At 57.8% G+C, this 16959-nt stretch carries 16 protein-coding genes; 8 read left to right on the plus strand and 8 right to left on the minus strand.

Annotation, left to right across the window (positions count from 1 at the left end):
• Window positions 1-18 precede the first annotated feature (18 nt).
• Window positions 19-717 (plus strand): GNAT family N-acetyltransferase, encoded by a 699-nt coding sequence (locus L463_RS12755; RefSeq protein ID WP_032103078.1) that lies wholly within the window; start codon window positions 19-21, stop codon window positions 715-717.
• A gap of 93 nt (window positions 718-810) precedes the next feature.
• On the opposite strand, the gene betA is transcribed toward L463_RS12755, so the two are convergent.
• The 3 genes from betA to betI are packed head-to-tail and all read right to left on the minus strand — an operon-like array spanning window position 811 to window position 4562.
• Complete coding sequence (gene betA, locus L463_RS12750) at window positions 811-2475, minus strand: choline dehydrogenase (RefSeq protein ID WP_017694353.1); 1665 nt, start codon at window positions 2473-2475, stop codon at window positions 811-813.
• A 13-nt stretch (window positions 2476-2488) separates the two neighbouring features.
• Window positions 2489-3961, minus strand: a complete 1473-nt coding sequence (gene betB / locus L463_RS12745) for a betaine-aldehyde dehydrogenase (protein ID WP_032103079.1) — start codon at window positions 3959-3961, stop codon at window positions 2489-2491.
• 13 nt (window positions 3962-3974) lie between these two features.
• Window positions 3975-4562, minus strand: coding sequence for a transcriptional regulator BetI (gene betI / locus L463_RS12740; protein WP_017382531.1), 588 nt, complete (start codon window positions 4560-4562; stop codon window positions 3975-3977).
• 128 nt (window positions 4563-4690) lie between these two features.
• Between betI and betT the strand changes: the two genes are divergently transcribed.
• A complete protein-coding gene (gene betT / locus L463_RS12735) occupies window positions 4691-6724 on the plus strand; it encodes a choline BCCT transporter BetT (RefSeq protein WP_032103080.1) in 2034 nt (677 codons plus the stop codon).
• 380 nt (window positions 6725-7104) lie between these two features.
• Window positions 7105-7554 carry a SymE family type I addiction module toxin gene (locus tag L463_RS24030; RefSeq protein ID WP_074130314.1) on the plus strand — a complete coding sequence of 150 codons (450 nt, stop codon included), beginning with the start codon at window positions 7105-7107 and terminating at the stop codon, window positions 7552-7554.
• Window positions 7555-7641: 87 nt separating this feature from the next.
• Here the strand turns inward: L463_RS24030 and L463_RS12730 are convergent, their stop codons facing one another.
• The 3 genes from L463_RS12730 to L463_RS12725 are packed head-to-tail and all read right to left on the minus strand — an operon-like array spanning window position 7642 to window position 9055.
• Window positions 7642-8142, minus strand: a complete 501-nt coding sequence (locus L463_RS12730) for an Hcp family type VI secretion system effector (protein WP_023296085.1) — start codon at window positions 8140-8142, stop codon at window positions 7642-7644.
• Window positions 8142-8498, minus strand: coding sequence for a putative T6SS immunity periplasmic lipoprotein (locus L463_RS23495; protein ID WP_023296086.1), 357 nt, complete (start codon window positions 8496-8498; stop codon window positions 8142-8144). Before L463_RS23495 ends, L463_RS12730 begins: the two co-directional genes overlap by 1 nt.
• Window positions 8495-9055 carry a hypothetical protein gene (locus L463_RS12725; RefSeq protein WP_023296087.1) on the minus strand — a complete coding sequence of 187 codons (561 nt, stop codon included), beginning with the start codon at window positions 9053-9055 and terminating at the stop codon, window positions 8495-8497. The genes L463_RS23495 and L463_RS12725 overlap by 4 nt, the downstream gene beginning before the upstream one ends.
• A gap of 212 nt (window positions 9056-9267) precedes the next feature.
• On the opposite strand from L463_RS12725, the gene sitA reads away from it, so the two are divergent.
• From sitA to L463_RS12705, 4 genes are read left to right on the plus strand one after another with little or no spacing between them, the layout of a single operon-like run.
• Window positions 9268-10179, plus strand: coding sequence for an iron/manganese ABC transporter substrate-binding protein SitA (gene sitA / locus L463_RS12720; RefSeq protein ID WP_032103081.1), 912 nt, complete (start codon window positions 9268-9270; stop codon window positions 10177-10179).
• Window positions 10180-10181: 2 nt separating this feature from the next.
• Window positions 10182-10988 (plus strand): iron/manganese ABC transporter ATP-binding protein SitB, encoded by an 807-nt coding sequence (gene sitB / locus L463_RS12715; RefSeq protein WP_032103082.1) that lies wholly within the window; start codon window positions 10182-10184, stop codon window positions 10986-10988.
• Window positions 10985-11836: an iron/manganese ABC transporter permease subunit SitC gene (sitC, locus tag L463_RS12710; RefSeq protein WP_023296090.1), complete on the plus strand. Its 852-nt coding sequence runs from the start codon at window positions 10985-10987 to the stop codon at window positions 11834-11836. The genes sitB and sitC overlap by 4 nt, the downstream gene beginning before the upstream one ends.
• The gene (locus L463_RS12705; RefSeq protein WP_023303259.1) at window positions 11830-12669 is read left to right on the plus strand and encodes a metal ABC transporter permease; all 840 of its coding nucleotides are present in this window, start codon (window positions 11830-11832) and stop codon (window positions 12667-12669) included. The genes sitC and L463_RS12705 overlap by 7 nt, the downstream gene beginning before the upstream one ends.
• Here the strand turns inward: L463_RS12705 and entD are convergent.
• Together entD and L463_RS12695 are read right to left on the minus strand one after the other, a co-directional pair.
• Complete coding sequence (entD, locus tag L463_RS12700; RefSeq protein WP_032103084.1) at window positions 12605-13294, minus strand: enterobactin synthase subunit EntD; 690 nt, start codon at window positions 13292-13294, stop codon at window positions 12605-12607. The two genes, L463_RS12705 and entD, sit on opposite strands and share 65 nt — an antisense overlap.
• Before the next feature lie 62 nt (window positions 13295-13356).
• Window positions 13357-15606 (minus strand): TonB-dependent siderophore receptor, encoded by a 2250-nt coding sequence (locus L463_RS12695; protein ID WP_032620108.1) that lies wholly within the window; start codon window positions 15604-15606, stop codon window positions 13357-13359.
• Between the two features lie 146 nt (window positions 15607-15752).
• Here L463_RS12695 and fes point away from each other — a divergent pair, with 146 nt between their 5' ends.
• Entirely contained in the window at window positions 15753-16952 is a 1200-nt protein-coding gene (gene fes / locus L463_RS12690) for an enterochelin esterase (protein WP_032103086.1), read from the plus strand.
• The last annotated feature ends 7 nt before the right edge of the window (window positions 16953-16959 follow it).

Raw genomic sequence — 16959 nt, forward strand, 5'->3', positions numbered from 1 at the left:
TTTCAGGGAGTCACCGCCGTGCCCGAAATCAATCAACATGGTCAAACCGTTAACGATATTGTCCCGGACTGGAAATGCGCCCGCGCGTTAACCCGTACCCTGCTCACCGGGCAGTATTGCCGCCTGGAGCCGCTGGATGCTGACCGCCATTCGGCTGATTTGTTTGAAGCCTATGCGCTGGGTGACGACAGCGACTGGACGTGGCTTGCCAGCACCCAGCCTGTGAGCGTTGAGGCCACTGCGCACTGGGTGCTGGGAAAGGTGCTGGATGACGACCTGGTGCCCTTTGCCGTTATCGATCTGCGCACCGAAAAGGCGGTAGGGCTGGTCAGCTATATGGCGATAGAACGCTTTCAGGGCTCGGTTGAGATCGGCCACGTCACCTGGTCGCGCAGAATGAAGGGCACCCGCGTGGGTACCGAAGCGGTGTGGCTGCTGCTGAAAAATGCCTTTGAGCATCAATATCGCCGGCTGGAGTGGAAGTGCGATTCGATGAACATCGCCTCACGCAACGCGGCGGAGCGGCTGGGGTTTGTCTGGGAAGGGCGCCTGCGCCAGAAGCTGGTGCGTAAAGGACGCAACCGCGACAGCGATATGCTTTCGATTATTGACGGCGAATGGCCGCAGCGCGATGCAGAGCTGCGCGCCTGGCTGGCGGCGGAGAATTTTGACGGGGAAGGACGGCAGGTTAAGCGGCTTGAAGCATTTCGGCAATAATTTCCCCTCACCCTAACCCTCTCCCAGAGGGAGAGGGGACGATGACACCCTCTCCCTCTGGGAGAGGGTCGGGGTGAGGGGAGACGTTCGCACTCAGCGGCGAACCGGCGCCCCATCCGCCACATAATACGCCGCCGTGCTCTTCGCCAGCGGCTCGCGCCCGCGAATGGCGTCGGCAATCTTTTCGCCAATCATGATGGTGGTGGCGTTCAGGTTGCCGGTGATAATCTGCGGCATAATCGACGCATCCACTACGCGTAACCCTTCCAGCCCGTGAACGCGGCCTTCGCCGTCGACCACCGCCATTTCGTCGTAGCCCATTTTGCAGGTGCCGCACGGGTGGAAGGCGGTTTCGGCGTGGTTGCGTACGAACTCGTCCAGCTGTTCGTCGGTCTGGCATTCGACGCCCGGGCTGATTTCACGACCGCGATACTTGTCCAGCGCTGGCTGGTGCATGATCTCGCGGGTGATGCGGATCGCGTCGCGGAACTCCTGCCAGTCCTGCTCGTGGGACATGTAGTTGAACAGGATCGCCGGATGCTGGTGCGGATCGCGCGACTTGATGCGCACGTGGCCGCGGCTCGGCGAGCGCATGGAGCCAACGTGGCACTGGAAGCCATGTTCTTTCACCGCGTTCGAGCCGTTGTAGTTAATCGCCACCGGCAGGAAGTGATACTGAATGTTCGGCCACTCGAACTCCTCGCGGCTGCGGATAAATCCGCCCGCTTCGAAGTGGTTGCTCGCGCCCACGCCTGTGCCGCCAAACAGCCACTCCGCGCCAATCTTCGGCTGGTTCCACCATTGCAGGGCAGGGTAGAGGGAGACCGGCTCCTTACATTCATACTGAAGGTACATCTCCAGGTGATCCTGCAAGTTTTCACCCACCCCGGGTAAATCATGTACCAGCGGGATATCAAACTGCTTCAGCAGTTCAGCGTTGCCCACGCCGGAGCGCTGGAGGATCTGCGGAGACGCGATGGCGCCCGCGCACAGCAGCACCTCTTTCTTCGCCGTCGCTTTTGACGGAATGGTGCTTTCGCCTTCCAGCCACTCGACGCCCACCGCGCGCTTGCCGTCAAAGATAATGTGATCGGTCATGGCGTGGGTGCGGATGGTCAGATTCGGGCGCGGTTTGGCCTGGTCCAGATAGCCGCGCGCGGTGCTGGCGCGTCGGCCCTGCGGCGTGACCGTGCGGTCCATCGGGCCAAAGCCTTCCTGCTGATAGCCGTTAAGGTCGTCGGTGCGCGGGTAGCCCGCCTGCACGCCCGCCTCTACCATCGCTTCAAACAGCGGGTTCACGCCCGGCTTAGAGGTGGTGACGCTCACCGGACCGTCGCCGCCGTGGTAGTCGTTCGGCCCCACGTCGCGGGTCTCTGCCTTGCGGTAATAGGGCAGGCAGTTGAGGTAGCTCCAGTGCTCCAGACCCGGTTCTTTCGCCCAGTTATCCAGATCCATTGCGTTGCCGCGCACGTAGCACATGCCGTTGATCAGCGACGAGCCGCCCAGCCCTTTACCCCGTCCGCACTCCATGCGGCGATTGTTCATGAAAGGCTCTGGCTCGGTTTCATACGCCCAGTTGTAGCGCTTGCCCTGCAACGGGAAGGCCAGCGCGGCAGGCATCTGGGTGCGGAAGTCAAAGCGGTAGTCCGGCCCGCCCGCCTCAAGCAGCAGGACGGTGGTGTTCGGATCTTCAGTCAGTCGTGTTGCCAGTACGTTGCCGGCAGAGCCGGCTCCGATAATGATGTAGTCAAATTGCAAATAAACCTCCCGGTTAAAATATGGACTGGAATTTACCCATCTCAACCTGGATGGACTTCACCTGGGTGTAACTCTGAAGCGTCATGACGCCGTTCTCACGGCCAATGCCGGAGTGTTTGTAGCCACCGACCGGCATCTCTGCGGCGGATTCGCCCCAGGTGTTGATCCAGCAGATGCCCGCTTCGAGCTGATGAATAGCGCCGTGGGCGCGGTTCAGATCGGCGGTGACGATGCCCGCCGCCAGACCGTAGTCGGTATCATTGGCGCGGCGAATGGCCTCTTCGTCAGTGTCATAGGTAAGAATGGACATCACCGGGCCGAAGATCTCTTCGCGCACGATGGTCATTTCGTCGGTGCAGTCGGTGAACACGGTCGGGGCCACCCACGCGCCGTTGTCAAAGCCGTCACCCTTCAGCACGTCGCCGCCGCACAGCACGCGCGCGCCTTCCTCTTTGCCTTTGGCGATGTAGCGCAGCACGCTGTCGCGGTGCGGGAAGCTGACCATCGGGCCAAAGTTGGTGTTTTCATCGAACAGGTCGCCCGCGCGGATGCGGCCCACGCGCTCAACGATTTTTTGCTCAAACGCGGCTTTGACCTTCGCGGGTACGAACACGCGGGTGCCGTTGGTGCACACCTGGCCGGAGCTGAAGAAGTTCGCCATCATGGCGATATCTGCCGCGAGATCCAGATCCGCATCGTCAAACACTATCAGCGGCGATTTGCCGCCCAACTCCATTGTCACTTCTTTCAGGGACGAGGCCGCCGAGTTCGCCATCACCTTTTTGCCGCTGGCCACGCCACCGGTGAAGGAGACTTTGGCGATGCCCGGATGCTCGGTCAGGAACTGGCCGGTCTCTGCGCCCACGCCCGGCAGGACGTTAAACACGCCGTCCGGCACGCCTGCTTCGGTGTAGATCTCCGCCAGTTTCAGGGCGGTAAGCGGCGTCACTTCGCTCGGCTTGAAGATCATCGCGTTGCCCGCCGCCAGCGCCGGGGCAGATTTCCACAGGGCGATCTGGATCGGGTAGTTCCACGCGCCGATGCCCGCCACCACGCCCAGCGGCTCGCGGCGGGTGTAGACGAACGAGGTGTCGCGCAGCGGGATCTGACTGCCTTCCAGCGCCGGGATCAGTCCCGCGTAGTACTCCAGCACGTCCGCGCCGGTAACGATGTCGACGGTCGAGGTTTCGTAATACGCTTTACCGGTGTCGAGGGTTTCCAGCGTTGCCAGCTCGTCGTTTCGCTCGCGCAGGATATCGACGGCGCGGCGCAGGATGCGCGAGCGCTCCATGGCGGTCATCGCCGCCCAGATCTTCTGCCCGCGCTGTGCGCTTTCCACGGCGCGGTCCACGTCTTCGCGCCCGGCGGCCTGCACGGTTGCCAGAACTTCACCGTTCGCCGGGTTGATGGTCTCGAAGGTGCGACCGCTGGTGGCCGATGTGTAACCACCATTGATATAAAGCTGCTGTTCTGCCATTCGGGACATAAATTCTCCTCGGTTAATCGGTCGGTAAATGCTGGCTGATAAAGTGGCTGGTGAGCGACTGGGCCAGGGTTTTATCCAGCGGTTTGCCGCTGAGCGCAGCGCGCAGCCATAGCCCGTCAATCAGTGCGGCAAGCCCGTAGCCCGCCTCTTCAGCCTGTTCACGCGGCAGCTCGCGGCGGAACTCGTACACCAGGTTAGAGAGCAATCGGCGGCTACTGACCTGCTGCAAACGGTAGAGCATCGGCTGATGCATGCTGCTGGCCCAGAAGGCCAGCCAGGCCTTCATCGCCGCGCCGCTGATCTGGGTTTCATCAAAATTGCCGCCGACAATCGCCTGCAATCGCTGCTCTGCGCTGCCGTCCGGCAGGGCGCGTAAACGGCTTAATACCGCGTCGCGCAGCTGACCCGTGATGTCACGCATGGTCGCTTCCAGCAGACCGTTTTTATCTTTGAAATAGTGGCTGATGATCCCCGTGGATACGCCCGCCCGACGGGCGATTTGCGCGATGGTTGCGTCATGCATTCCCACTTCATTAATTGCTTCCAGCGTGGCATCGATTAGCTGCCTGCGCCGGATCGGCTGCATCCCCACTTTGGGCATTTTTGCCACTCCATTCATCAGCGTTGGTTAACTATTAAAGCGGTTTTTGATTGGACGTTCAATATAAAATGTGTCTTAATTGTTGCGGATTTGGATTTCAATAGTTACAAAAACAGTGGGGATACTGGATGACAGACCTTTCACAGGACAGAGAAAAAGACAAAATCAACCCGGTCGTTTTTTATACTTCCGCCGGGCTGATTTTGTTGTTTTCCCTGACGACCATTTTCTTTCGTGATTTTTCTGCCGAGTGGATTGGGCGCACCCTGAACTGGGTGTCGAAGACCTTCGGCTGGTACTATCTGCTGGCGGCGACGCTCTATATTGTCTTCGTGGTCTGCATTGCCTGCTCGCGCTTCGGTTCGGTGAAGCTCGGGCCAGAGCAGTCTAAGCCCGAATTCAGCCTGCTGAGCTGGGCCGCAATGCTGTTTGCCGCAGGCATCGGCATCGACCTGATGTTCTTCTCCGTGGCGGAACCGGTCACGCAGTATATGCAGCCGCCGGAAGGGGCAGGGCAGACGATGGAGGCCGCGCGCCAGGCGATGGTCTGGACGCTGTTCCACTACGGCCTGACGGGCTGGTCGATGTACGCCCTGATGGGCATGGCGCTCGGATACTTTAGCTATCGTTATAATTTGCCCCTCACCATCCGCTCCGCGCTTTATCCGATCTTCGGTAAAAAGATCAACGGCCCGATTGGCCACAGCGTCGACATTGCGGCGGTGATCGGCACCATCTTCGGTATCGCGACAACGCTCGGGATTGGCGTGGTACAGCTCAACTACGGGCTGAGCGTGCTGTTTGATATCCCGGATTCGATGGCCGCCAAAGCGGCGCTGATTGCGCTCTCTGTCATTATCGCCACCATTTCGGTGACGTCTGGCGTTGATAAGGGCATCCGCGTGCTGTCCGAGCTGAACGTGGCGCTGGCGCTAGGGCTGATCCTGTTCGTGCTGTTTATGGGCGACACCTCGTTCCTGCTCAATGCCTTAGTGCTGAACGTGGGCGACTACGTGAACCGCTTTATGGGCATGACGCTGAACAGCTTTGCCTTCGACCGCCCGGTGGAGTGGATGAACAACTGGACGCTGTTCTTCTGGGCGTGGTGGGTGGCGTGGTCACCGTTTGTCGGCCTGTTCCTGGCGCGTATTTCGCGCGGGCGCACCATCCGTCAGTTCGTGATGGGCACGCTGATTATCCCGTTCACCTTCACCCTGCTGTGGCTGTCGATTTTCGGCAACAGCGCGCTGCACGAAATTATCCACGGCAATGCGACCTTCGCGCAGGAGGCTATGGCGCACCCGGAGCGCGGCTTCTACAGCCTGCTGGCCCAGTACCCGGCGTTCACCTTTAGCGCCTCCGTGGCGACCATCACCGGCCTGCTGTTCTACGTCACCTCGGCGGACTCCGGCGCGCTGGTGCTGGGGAACTTCACCTCGAAGCTCAAGGACATTAACAGCGACGCGCCGAACTGGCTGCGCATCTTCTGGTCCGTCGCCATCGGCCTGCTGACGCTCGGCATGCTGATGACCAACGGTATCTCGGCGTTGCAGAACACCACGGTGATCATGGGCCTGCCGTTCAGCTTCGTGATCTTCTTCGTGATGGCCGGGCTGTATAAATCGCTTAAGGTGGAAGACTACCGCCGCGTCAGCGCCAGCCGCGACACCGCCCCGCGTCCGCTGGGCGCGCAGGACAGGCTGAGCTGGAAGAAACGCCTCTCGCGCCTGATGAACTACCCCGGCACGCGCTACACCAGCCAGATGATGGAGACGGTCTGTTTCCCGGCGATGGAAGAGGTGGCCCAGGAGCTGAAGCTGCGTGGCGCCTACGTTGAACTGAAAAACCTGCCGCCAGAGGAGGGCGAAAATCTGGGGCACCTGGATCTGCTGGTGCACATGGGCGACGAGCAGAACTTTGTCTATCAGATCTGGCCGCAGCAGTATTCGGTTCCCGGCTTTACCTACCGGGCGCGCAGCGGGAAGTCGACCTACTACCGGCTGGAGACCTTCCTGCTGGAAGGGAGCCAGGGGAATGATTTGATGGATTACAGCAAGGAGCAGGTGATCACGGACATTCTGGACCAGTATGAACGGCACCTGAACTTTATCCATCTGCACAGGGAAGCGCCGGGGAATAGCGTGATGTTCCCGGATGTTTGAGGCTTGATCTGAAGAACCTACAAAGGCAGCGCCGCTGCCCTCATGCCGGGTGGCGGCGATGCCTTACCCGGCCTACAAAACCGGTTTATCGTAGGCCTGATAAGCGAAGCGCCATCAGGCGTTTAATGAGCATTGGATCTGAAGGGCAATATTTCCTTTCTTTATATTCACCATTTTATTTTTCTTTATTTACTCGAGCCGCCTCGCATTTCCCTAATATTCGACCCCTGTACATTTATCCATGGCAGTATAATAGCGCCAGTTAAGCCAGCACTGAGATCTTGAAAGAATAGGTAAAAAGGTAAGAAAAGGAATCGCGGTACAAAGGTGTGCGACCACCTCCATACCGCTAACCACAAACAACTAACACGGAGTTGATTATGGCTGCGAAGAATTCTATGCCAGAGCGGGCTATTGCCCAAACACAAAATGCAGATTTAGAGATTCAGCAAGAAAATCGCGAGAAGCTACGCAAAAAACGCATCCGGGCATTGCATGACGAGCCGGTTCACTCTGCGTATCTTCATGAAAGAGGAGAGGCGGGTTCCGCCTGTGTGGAACTTTATACTCGAATGGAGCGCAACTATCTGCCGTTAACCGGCGCGTGGTTAACCCGCGCAGGGTTTAAAGCAGGAATAGCCGTGAAGATCCGCGTGATGCCGGATTGTATTGTGATTACGCCGCAAAATTCCCGTGAGCTGTGGGGCTGTCTGGAAGGCGTCAGTGCAACGTATACCAACAAACTGAAGATGATGAAGTGGCTGGAGACGTTTCCGGGAGCGTTAATTGATACGGGGGATTTGCCCGTGAACGAAAGTGGAAAAGGGTAGCGCTTAAGATTAACCAGGCGATCCAGGGAATGCCAGGATCGCCGTTTCTGAGCGGCAGCATGCATTGATCTTTATGAGCCAGGTAAATTATGCGTTACTCTTCTCTTTCTGAGCTGGTTTCATCCATGCATCGGCATAAAGAATATTACCTTTCACATAATTCCACTGAATGCCCCGGAATCGAAGCCCAACAACTTCATGCATATTCGGGGCTGAGCTGCCTGGGTAATAAACATGCGTGAAATCCAGAGATGAGATCACTACGCTATCAAGCGTAATGGTGTAGATCTCCCTTTCTGCTCCCGCTTCAACAATTTCATAATATTTGATAATGGCTTTTTGCAGCCGTCTGCCCTCGCAGGCGGCAACGGCAAGATAAGGGCTCACTTTATCCAATTGCTTATGCAGAGTAACAGGGCCATGCTGCCGTGTTCCGGTCATATTCCCGGTATGGCTGTCCACTGCCTGTTTTATGCCGTAACTGCTGTTCATAATTTCGATAGCACCTTTCCGGCCTGGCATCATACAGTCGCCCTGAACCTGCATTCCGTTCTCATCGTAGAGAAATAGGTAAGCGGGTAATGACATTATAATTCTCCTAAATTAGTAAGCTGTCCGTCATTATCAATAAAGAATTCGTGATGATAATTTTTATTATTTAAACCATAGCTAATAACATATGTATAGCCATACTCCCAATTAACATCTATGCAACTGTTAGGATAAGACCAACTGATTTTATTCCTTCCCGAACTTGTGATGGTAGTAATGTCGGGGCCTTTGCTGGAATCAATGGTGTAATAGTTCACGACATCTTTTTTATTAATACTAAAGCAAACATGGTTACCCTCAATAAAAGTAGCTCTGGGATGAGACAACGGCGGGCAACCAGGGCACCCCGTCAGGAGAATACATAATGGTGAGATGAGCGTTATAGTTTTCATCCTGGGAATCCTTTCAGAATATTTTTATATTTTTGCAGCAGAGAATAAACGGGTTCATTCGAATTAATATCTCGATATTTTGGCAGGAATGTATATTTTTCAAACCCATAAAACTGTAATAACCAGTAGTCACTTACGATCGATGCTTGCTGTTCTAATCCGTAATGCAACAGATCTGCTTTATCAAAGCTATAGGTGTAGTCAGCAATACCAGAGAATAATCCCCTTGTTCTGACAAACATCCCTTTTTGGGCTTGCCAGACATGCATCATTTCATGCATGAATAGGTGTTTTTTATCTAACAATTTTTCTAATGAAAAATCCGGAGAATATGTGTCTTCTCTAAACCACATTTCCCCGTTGGGAGTCATAGCAACATTTACAGGTTGTAAATTAAAAGGAAGATAACTTTCCCTGTGTATCCACACCAGATGATAACGGATGCTGTAACCGTAAAGCGTCTTAGCAAGGGCGATTTCACCGATCGTGAGCTGTCGGACCCCGCCTGGATTAATTGGGGTTCCCGAAGTGGGGTGGATCCTTTCATTAACAGGCATAACAATTCCATGTTTTTTATGTGGGTATTGGTCTTCAATCATACGCCTGAACGGCAGAGGAAAAAGAACGCACTTTTCCTAAAACTTCCCCGTCACGCCCTTCATTGACACAACTTTAATGATAACTATTTTCATTTAAACATAGCCTATGCTATACCTTATAGCACAGGCTAATTTTGCTTTGAATTTAATCACCTCAGGAGACTTCTGCGATGCATCCACGGCAAGGATTGAAGCGTTTGTTGCTCGGCGCGCTGCTCATGACCGCGACCACGACCGGCGCGCTGGCGGCTGAAAAGTTCCAGGTCATCACCACTTTTACCGTTATCGCTGATATGGCGAAAAACGTGGCGGGGGATGCCGCAGAGGTCACCTCCATCACCAAACCGGGCGCGGAAATTCACGAATACCAGCCCACCCCGGGCGATATCAAACGCGCGCAGAAGGCACAGCTGATCCTGGCGAACGGCATGAATCTGGAGCTGTGGTTCCAGCGCTTTTATCAGCATCTGAACGGCGTGCCGGAGGTGATTGTCACCAAAGGCATCACCCCGATGGGCATCAGCGAAGGGCCCTATAACGGCAAGCCCAATCCGCACGCGTGGATGTCGCCGGACAACGCCCTGATTTACGTCGATAACATCCGCGACGCGCTGGTGAAGAACGATCCGGCCAACGCACAGACCTATCAGCGCAATGCGGAAGCCTACAAGCAGAAGATCACCGCCACTCTCGAACCGCTGCGCAAGCAGGTCGCGGAGATACCTGAAGACAAACGCTGGATGGTAACCAGCGAAGGGGCGTTCTCCTATCTGGCGCGGGATTTGGGCCTGAAGGAGCTTTACCTGTGGCCGATCAACGCCGATCAGCAGGGCACGCCCCAGCAGGTGCGCAAGGTTATCGACATGGTGAAAAAACATCACATTCCGGCGGTGTTTAGCGAAAGTACGGTCTCGGATAAGCCCGCCCGTCAGGTGGCGCGTGAAACCGGCGCCCACTATGGCGGCGTGCTGTACGTCGACTCTCTGAGCGCGGAAAACGGCCCGGTGCCGACCTATATCGATCTGCTGAACGTCACCACCCGCACGCTGGTGCAGGGCATCCGTGACGGCATGAAGGAGTAACCATGCACGAGGGGATTGTTGTAACCGACGTGACCGTGACCTACCGCAACGGCCACACGGCGCTGCGCGACGCATCGTTCAGCGTGCCGGGCGGATCGATTGCCGCCCTGGTGGGGGTGAACGGTTCCGGCAAGTCCACGCTGTTTAAGGCGGTGATGGGGTTTGTGCGGGCGGCGAGCGGCACTATCTCCATTCTGGGGCTGCCGCCTCACCGGGCGCTGCGTCAGAACCTGGTCGCCTACGTGCCGCAGTCGGAAGAGGTCGACTGGTCGTTTCCGGTGCTCGTCGAGGACGTGGTGATGATGGGCCGCTACGGGCATATGGGGTTTCTGCGTCGTCCCAAAGAATGCGATAAGCAGATCGTCACCGACGCCCTGAAGCGTGTAGATATGCTCGAGCTGCGCCATCGGCAGATTGGCGAGCTGTCCGGCGGGCAGAAGAAGCGCGTGTTTCTGGCCCGTGCGATTGCCCAGCAGGGCGAGGTGATCCTGCTCGACGAGCCGTTTACCGGCGTGGACGTCAAAACCGAAGCCAGGATCATCAGCCTGCTGCGGGAGTTGCGCGACGAGGGTAAAACGATGCTGGTCTCGACCCACAATCTGGGCTCGGTCACGGAATTCTGCGATTACACGGTGATGGTCAAAGGCACCGTGCTGGCGAGCGGCCCGACGGATATCACCTTTACCGCCGAGAATCTCGAGCGCGCCTTTAGCGGCGTGCTGCGCCACGTGGTGCTCAGCGGCTCGGAAGATCGCATTATTACCGATGACGAACGCCCCTTCGTCACGCACCGTCAGGAGGCCAAATGAACGTGCTTCTCGAACCCTTCGGCTACGAGTACATGCTCAACGCGATGTGGGTCTCGGCGATGGTGGGCGGGCTGTGCGCGTTTCTCTCCTGCTATCTGATGCTCAAAGGCTGGTCGCTGATCGGCGATGCGCTGTCGCACTCCATCGTGCCGGGCGTAGCGGGGGCCTACATGCTCGGGCTGCCGTTCTCGCTGGGGGCGTTTTTATCGGGCGGGCTGGCGGCGGGCAGCATGCTGTTTCTCAACCAGCGCAGCCGCCTGAAGGAGGACGCCATTATCGGGCTGATCTTCTCCTCGTTTTTCGGGCTGGGGCTGTTTATGGTCTCGCTCAACCCGACCTCGGTGAACATTCAGACCATCGTCCTCGGCAATATTCTGGCTATCGCCCCGGAAGATATCGTCCAGCTGGCGATTATCGGCGTGGTGTCGATAGTTATCCTGCTGTTCAAATGGAAAGATCTGATGGTGACCTTTTTTGATGAGAACCACGCCCGCGCCATCGGCCTGCGTCCTGAACGCCTGAAAATTCTCTTCTTCACGCTGCTGGCGGTCTCTACCGTGGCGGCGCTGCAAACCGTCGGCGCATTTCTGGTGATCTGTCTGGTGGTCACGCCCGGCGCGACCGCGTGGCTGCTGACCGACCGCTTCCCGCGCCTGCTGATGATTGCGGTCGCCATTGGCAGCATCACCAGCTTCCTCGGCGCGTGGGCCAGCTATTACCTGGACGGCGCCACCGGCGGCATTATCGTGGTCGCCCAGACGCTGCTGTTCCTGATGGCGTTCGTCTTTGCGCCGAAGCACGGACTGCTTGCCAGCCGCCGTCGGGCGCGGGAGGCACACCCATGTTGACGCTGCTTCTCGAACCGTTCCAGTTTGCGTTTATGAACAACGCGCTGCTGATTTCACTCATGGTGGCCGTGCCCTGCGCGCTGCTGTCGGTTTTTCTGGTGCTGAAAGGCTGGGCGCTGATGGGCGACGCCATGAGCCACGCGGTGTTTCCCGGCGTCGTGCTGGCCTGGATGATGGGCCTGCCGCTGGCGCTGGGTGCATTCGTGGCCGGTCTTTTCTGCGCGGTCGCCACCGGATATCTGAAGGATAACAGCCGCATCAAACAGGATACGGTCATGGGGATCGTCTTTTCCGGCATGTTCGGCGCCGGGCTGATCCTCTATATCGCCGTCAAACCTGAGGTGCATCTCGACCACATTCTGTTCGGCGATATGTTGGGTATTAACGGGATGGACATTCTGCAAAGCGGTCTCGTCGCGGGGCTGATTGCGCTGGTGATTGGCCTGAAGTGGCGCGATTTTCTGCTGTTCTGCTTTGACTATCAGCAGGCGCAGGCGAGTGGCCTGCGCACCCGCTGGCTGCACTACGGCTTACTGTGCATGGTTTCGCTGACCATCGTTGCGACGCTGAAAGCGGTGGGGATTATTCTGTCGATTTCCCTGCTGATTGCGCCCGGCGCCGTGGCGGTGCTGATTACCCGACGCTTTCACATGGCACTGCTGGTGGCGGTCGCCGTTTCAGCGCTGGTGTCGGTAAGCGGCGTTTATGCCTCGTTTTATCTCGACAGCGCGCCTGCGCCGACCATTGTGGTCCTGTTCGCGATGGTGTTTATCGTGACGTTTGTGGTGACCAGCGTGAAGGCTCGTCGCCAGGAGCGTGTGACAGCAGGGTGATGACCTGTTCGCCGTGCTGCTGCCAGTGCAGGCGGAAGGCGGTGCCTTCTTCAAAGCCTGCCAGTTGACGGGTCAACGCCAGCGTGAGCGTCTTGTCGTCGAGCTTGGTAACGCGGGCGCAGTCAAAACCCATCCAGGCCTGTACCTGCGGAAAGAGGGCCTTAAACAGGCTCTCTTTGGCGCTGAAGACCAGCGTCAGGGCGAGGGCGAACGGGTATCCCAGGCGGGAAAGCACAGGTTCTTCCTGCGTATCAATAATGCCGTCTTTGATTTCCCTGGCTTCGTTTTCGGAGAGGATCGTTTCACAGTCGATGCCGATAAGCGCCGGGTATTGCGTGACGACGGCTATCGCCTGCGTGCCGCTGTGGGTGATGCTGCCGGAAATACCTTGCGGCCAGAGCGGTTCCCCGCTGGGGCCGATGGCGGGCATGGTGTGGTCAGGTAAGGCGTGCGCGGCGGCGATGCGGCCTGCCAGGTGGTCGGCCTTGCGTTTGCGTCCGGCGTCAGCGAGCTGGGCGTGGTGGGGGAGCCAGAGGAGATCGGCGTCGGTAAAGGTGGCGGGGTCGAAAGTGATGCGGTGGAGGGTGTGGCCGGCGAGAGAAAATGTGCTGTGGGTGGTGTGCATGGTTTTTCCCCTCACCCTGACCCTCTCCCCGGAGGGGAGAGGGAAGGATTGACTTCAGTGCCTTAAAAACGCGTATTCACGCTCATATACCAGGTACGGCCCGGTTCATTATACGTATACGCGCCCGCACCGTACATATACGCGCCGGTGGTGGTATTACCCGTGGTCTGGGCGTTACCCGCACGCCACTGGCGCTTGTCGAAGACGTTGTCCACGCCGCCGGTCAGGCTGACGTTTTTGGTCACGTCCCAGGTCGCGCTCAGGCCAACGATGCTGTACGGGCTGACTTCGTCTTTCTCAGACCCGGTCACCGGCTGACCTTTGTAGTTGTACTTCTTCGGCTGCTGCTTGCCATACCAGGTGAAGGTCGACTGCAATGAGACATCCTGACGTACCTGCCAGCTCAGGGTAGAGTTCAGCGTATACTCCGGGATGATCGACAGACGATCGCCGGTCTCCTTGTTCTTGCTTTGCAGCATGTAGGTGATGTTGTTGGTCCAGTTGATGGTGTCGCTGACCGGCACGTTCAGGGAGCCTTCCAGACCTTCTACTACCGCCTTCGGCACGTTTTCCCACTGGTAGATATCGGTGGTGACTTTGCCGGTGGACGTCTGGCCAATCGGCGCGTAGCCCGCTTCAATCTTGTTGCGGTAGTCGTTGCGGAACCAGGTCACACCCGCCAGCCAGCCATCGCGTTTCCACTCCAGACCAATCTCTTTGTTGATGCTGGTCTCCGCTTTCAGATCGTCGTTACCCATCATGTAGCAGCCCACGCCGTCGGAACTGGCGTAGCAGCCCTGGCCTTTACTGTACAGCAGGTAGTTCGGGTTGGTCTGATACAGGCTTGGCGCTTTATAGGCGCGCGCGATGCCCATCTTCAGGGTGAAGTCATCCCCCAGACCCTGCGACAGGTTCAGGGACGGGCTCCAGTTATTACCCACAATGGTGTGGTGGTCGAAGCGCAGGGCAGGGGTCAGCATGGTGCTGTCGGTCAGCTCCATGTTGTTTTCGGCAAACAGGGAGAAGATCTCCGCTGAAGTGTACGGGCTACGGTCTTCGCTCATGCCCGGAATAGTGCCGCCCTGCTGGGTTTGCGTGAAGGAGGTCGAGTCCTTCATGCGCTGCTGGTTCCACTCGGTGCCGAGCGTCAGGTTTTGATTCACAATGAAATCAATCGGCAGGTTGATTTCGCTGTGCAGCATCACGTCGGCCAGGTCGGTATCGGTGAATTTATTGCTGTTGAACAGGCCTTCCAGACCGCCCGCCAGGCCTTCGCCCAGACGTGAGTTGCGGGTGTGCTCGTACTGCGCCCAGTTGCTGGTGGTAATGCCGTTATCCCAGCCGCCGTTCCAGGTCACGGCGAAGTTCTGACGATAGATACGGTTAGTCTCTTTACCGTAGTTCTTCTTCACCAGCCCGCTGGAGCTGTTGTCGTTGTTGGTATTCTGGGTATCGCCCGCGTAAAGGTTGTTCTGGCGGCTGTATCCCGCCTCAAACTCCAGGGACTGCATAGGCGCAAAGTCCCAGCGCACCACGCCGTTGATGTCTTTATTCTCGACCCCTTCACGGCCTGCCGGCAGCGTGTCGGCATATGTGCCGGTACGGTCAGACTGATGGCCCTGGTTAATGTCCCAGGCGTCGGCCTGAGTTTTATCCAGGTTACCGTACATGCGGAAGCTGAAATCCCCGCCCAGCGGGCCGCTCAGGCTGAAGTTAGTGCGTTTGGTGGAACCTTCGTCTTTATGCTCTGGCGCATTCAGGTAGGTGTTCCAGGAGCCGTGCCACTGGTCGTCAAATTTTTTGGTGATGATGTTCACCACGCCGCCCGCCGCGCCGTTACCGTAGCGGGCAGCAGCCGGGCCACGGATCACTTCGATGCGCTCGATCATCTCCGGCGGGACCCAGCCGGTATCGCCGCGGGTATCACGCTCGCCGCGCCAGCCCAGACGGATGGAGTTGCGGCTGGTGACCGGCTTGCCGTCGATCAGGATCAGGGTGTTTTCCGGGCCCATGCCGCGAATGTCAATCTGACGGTTATTCCCGCGCTGGCCGCTGGTGGAGTTGCCGGTCAGGTTAACGCCCGGCATGGTGCGGATGATTTCCGCCACGTCCCGCGCGGGCGGGTTTTTGCGGATCTCGTCGGCGGTGATTGTCGACACGCCCGGCGCCTGCAAATTCTGCTCGGCGGCGGTGATCACCATGGTGTCTTCATGCTGCGCGGAGGCGGTGTTGTCGTCTGCCATGACGGGCAGCGCGACACCATAAATCCCTAAATTGACCAGCAAGGCCAGAGAGTGAATCTTCTTATTCATTGTACGTCCCGCTTTTATGGTTATTTAATGAGCGCGCTTCCCACAGCGCGGGCATTACGCTATTGCAAATGCAAATAGTTATCAATAATATTATCAATAAAATTTGCTCTGAAACAAAAAAGACTGTTAAACATGGGGTTATAAGGGTGACGGCGTTAACAACCGGAAGTGAAGCGTGGTGGCAGGCGAAAGACGGGCCGGAACGGGAACGTCATCAGGAAAACTATCGCGTGACATTCTGGTGGCGGGACCCGGCGGGAACGCAGAAAACGTCGACGGTTAAACGCGTCTGGCTCTACGTCACCGGTGTGACCGATCACCATCAAAATGCCCGTCCGCAGTCCCTTGAACGTATCCCGGATACCGACGTCTGGCAGTGGCAGGGCGAGTTCAGCCCCGAATGGCGCGGCAGCTACTGTTTTATCCCCTCCGACAATGAAAACGATTTTGCCAGCGCAGTGTTTGAAGGCGATCAGCCGGACCGCATGGCGCTGCGCGAAGGCTGGCGCAAACTATTGCCGCACGCGGTGTCCGACCCGCTGAATGCCCAGAGCTGGCGCGGCGGGCGCGGGCACGCCGTCTCGGCGCTGGAGATGCCGGAGGCGCCCGTACAGCCCGGCTGGAACCATCCCGATACCCCTTACAAAAAGCCTGTCTGCATTGAGTGGCACAGCGCGCGTCTGAAGAACCGTCGCCGCGTGTGGGTTTTTACCACCGGGGATGAAAGCCCCGAGCGCCCGCTGGCGGTGCTGCTCGACGGGCAGTTCTGGGCCGAAAGCATGCCCGTCTGGCCTGCGCTGGCGTCGCTCACCCATGAAGGCAAACTGCCGCCTGCGGTCTATGTCTTAATCGACGTGATTGACACCGCACACCGCAGCCGCGAGCTGCCGTGTAACCCTGATTTCTGGCTGGCGGTGCAGGACGAACTTCTCCCGCAGGTGAAAAACATGGCCCCGTTCAGCGACCGCGCCGACCATACCGTGGTGGCGGGTCAGAGCTTCGGCGGGCTCTCTTCCCTCTATGCGGGCCTCAACTGGCCGCAGCGTTTTGGCTGCATCCTCAGCCAGTCCGGATCCTACTGGTGGCCGCACCGCGGCGCGCAGCAGGACGGGCTGCTCATCGAACAACTCAAAGCGGGTGACAAAACCGCTGGCGGGCTGCGCATCGTCCTTGAGGCCGGGCGCAACGAGCCGCTTATTTTGCGCGCAAACCAGGCGATCCTCGCCGAACTACACACTCAGCAACCGGTTTTCTGGCGTCAGGTTGACGGCGGACACGATGCGCTTTGCTGGCGCGGTGGGCTGACGCAGGGGCTGATGACCCTCTGGCAGCCGCTTATTCAATAACGGAGTC

Origin of the sequence: Enterobacter sp. BIDMC 27, from assembly GCF_000534415.1 — a bacterium.
GTDB classification, from domain to species: domain Bacteria; phylum Pseudomonadota; class Gammaproteobacteria; order Enterobacterales; family Enterobacteriaceae; genus Enterobacter; species Enterobacter hormaechei_C.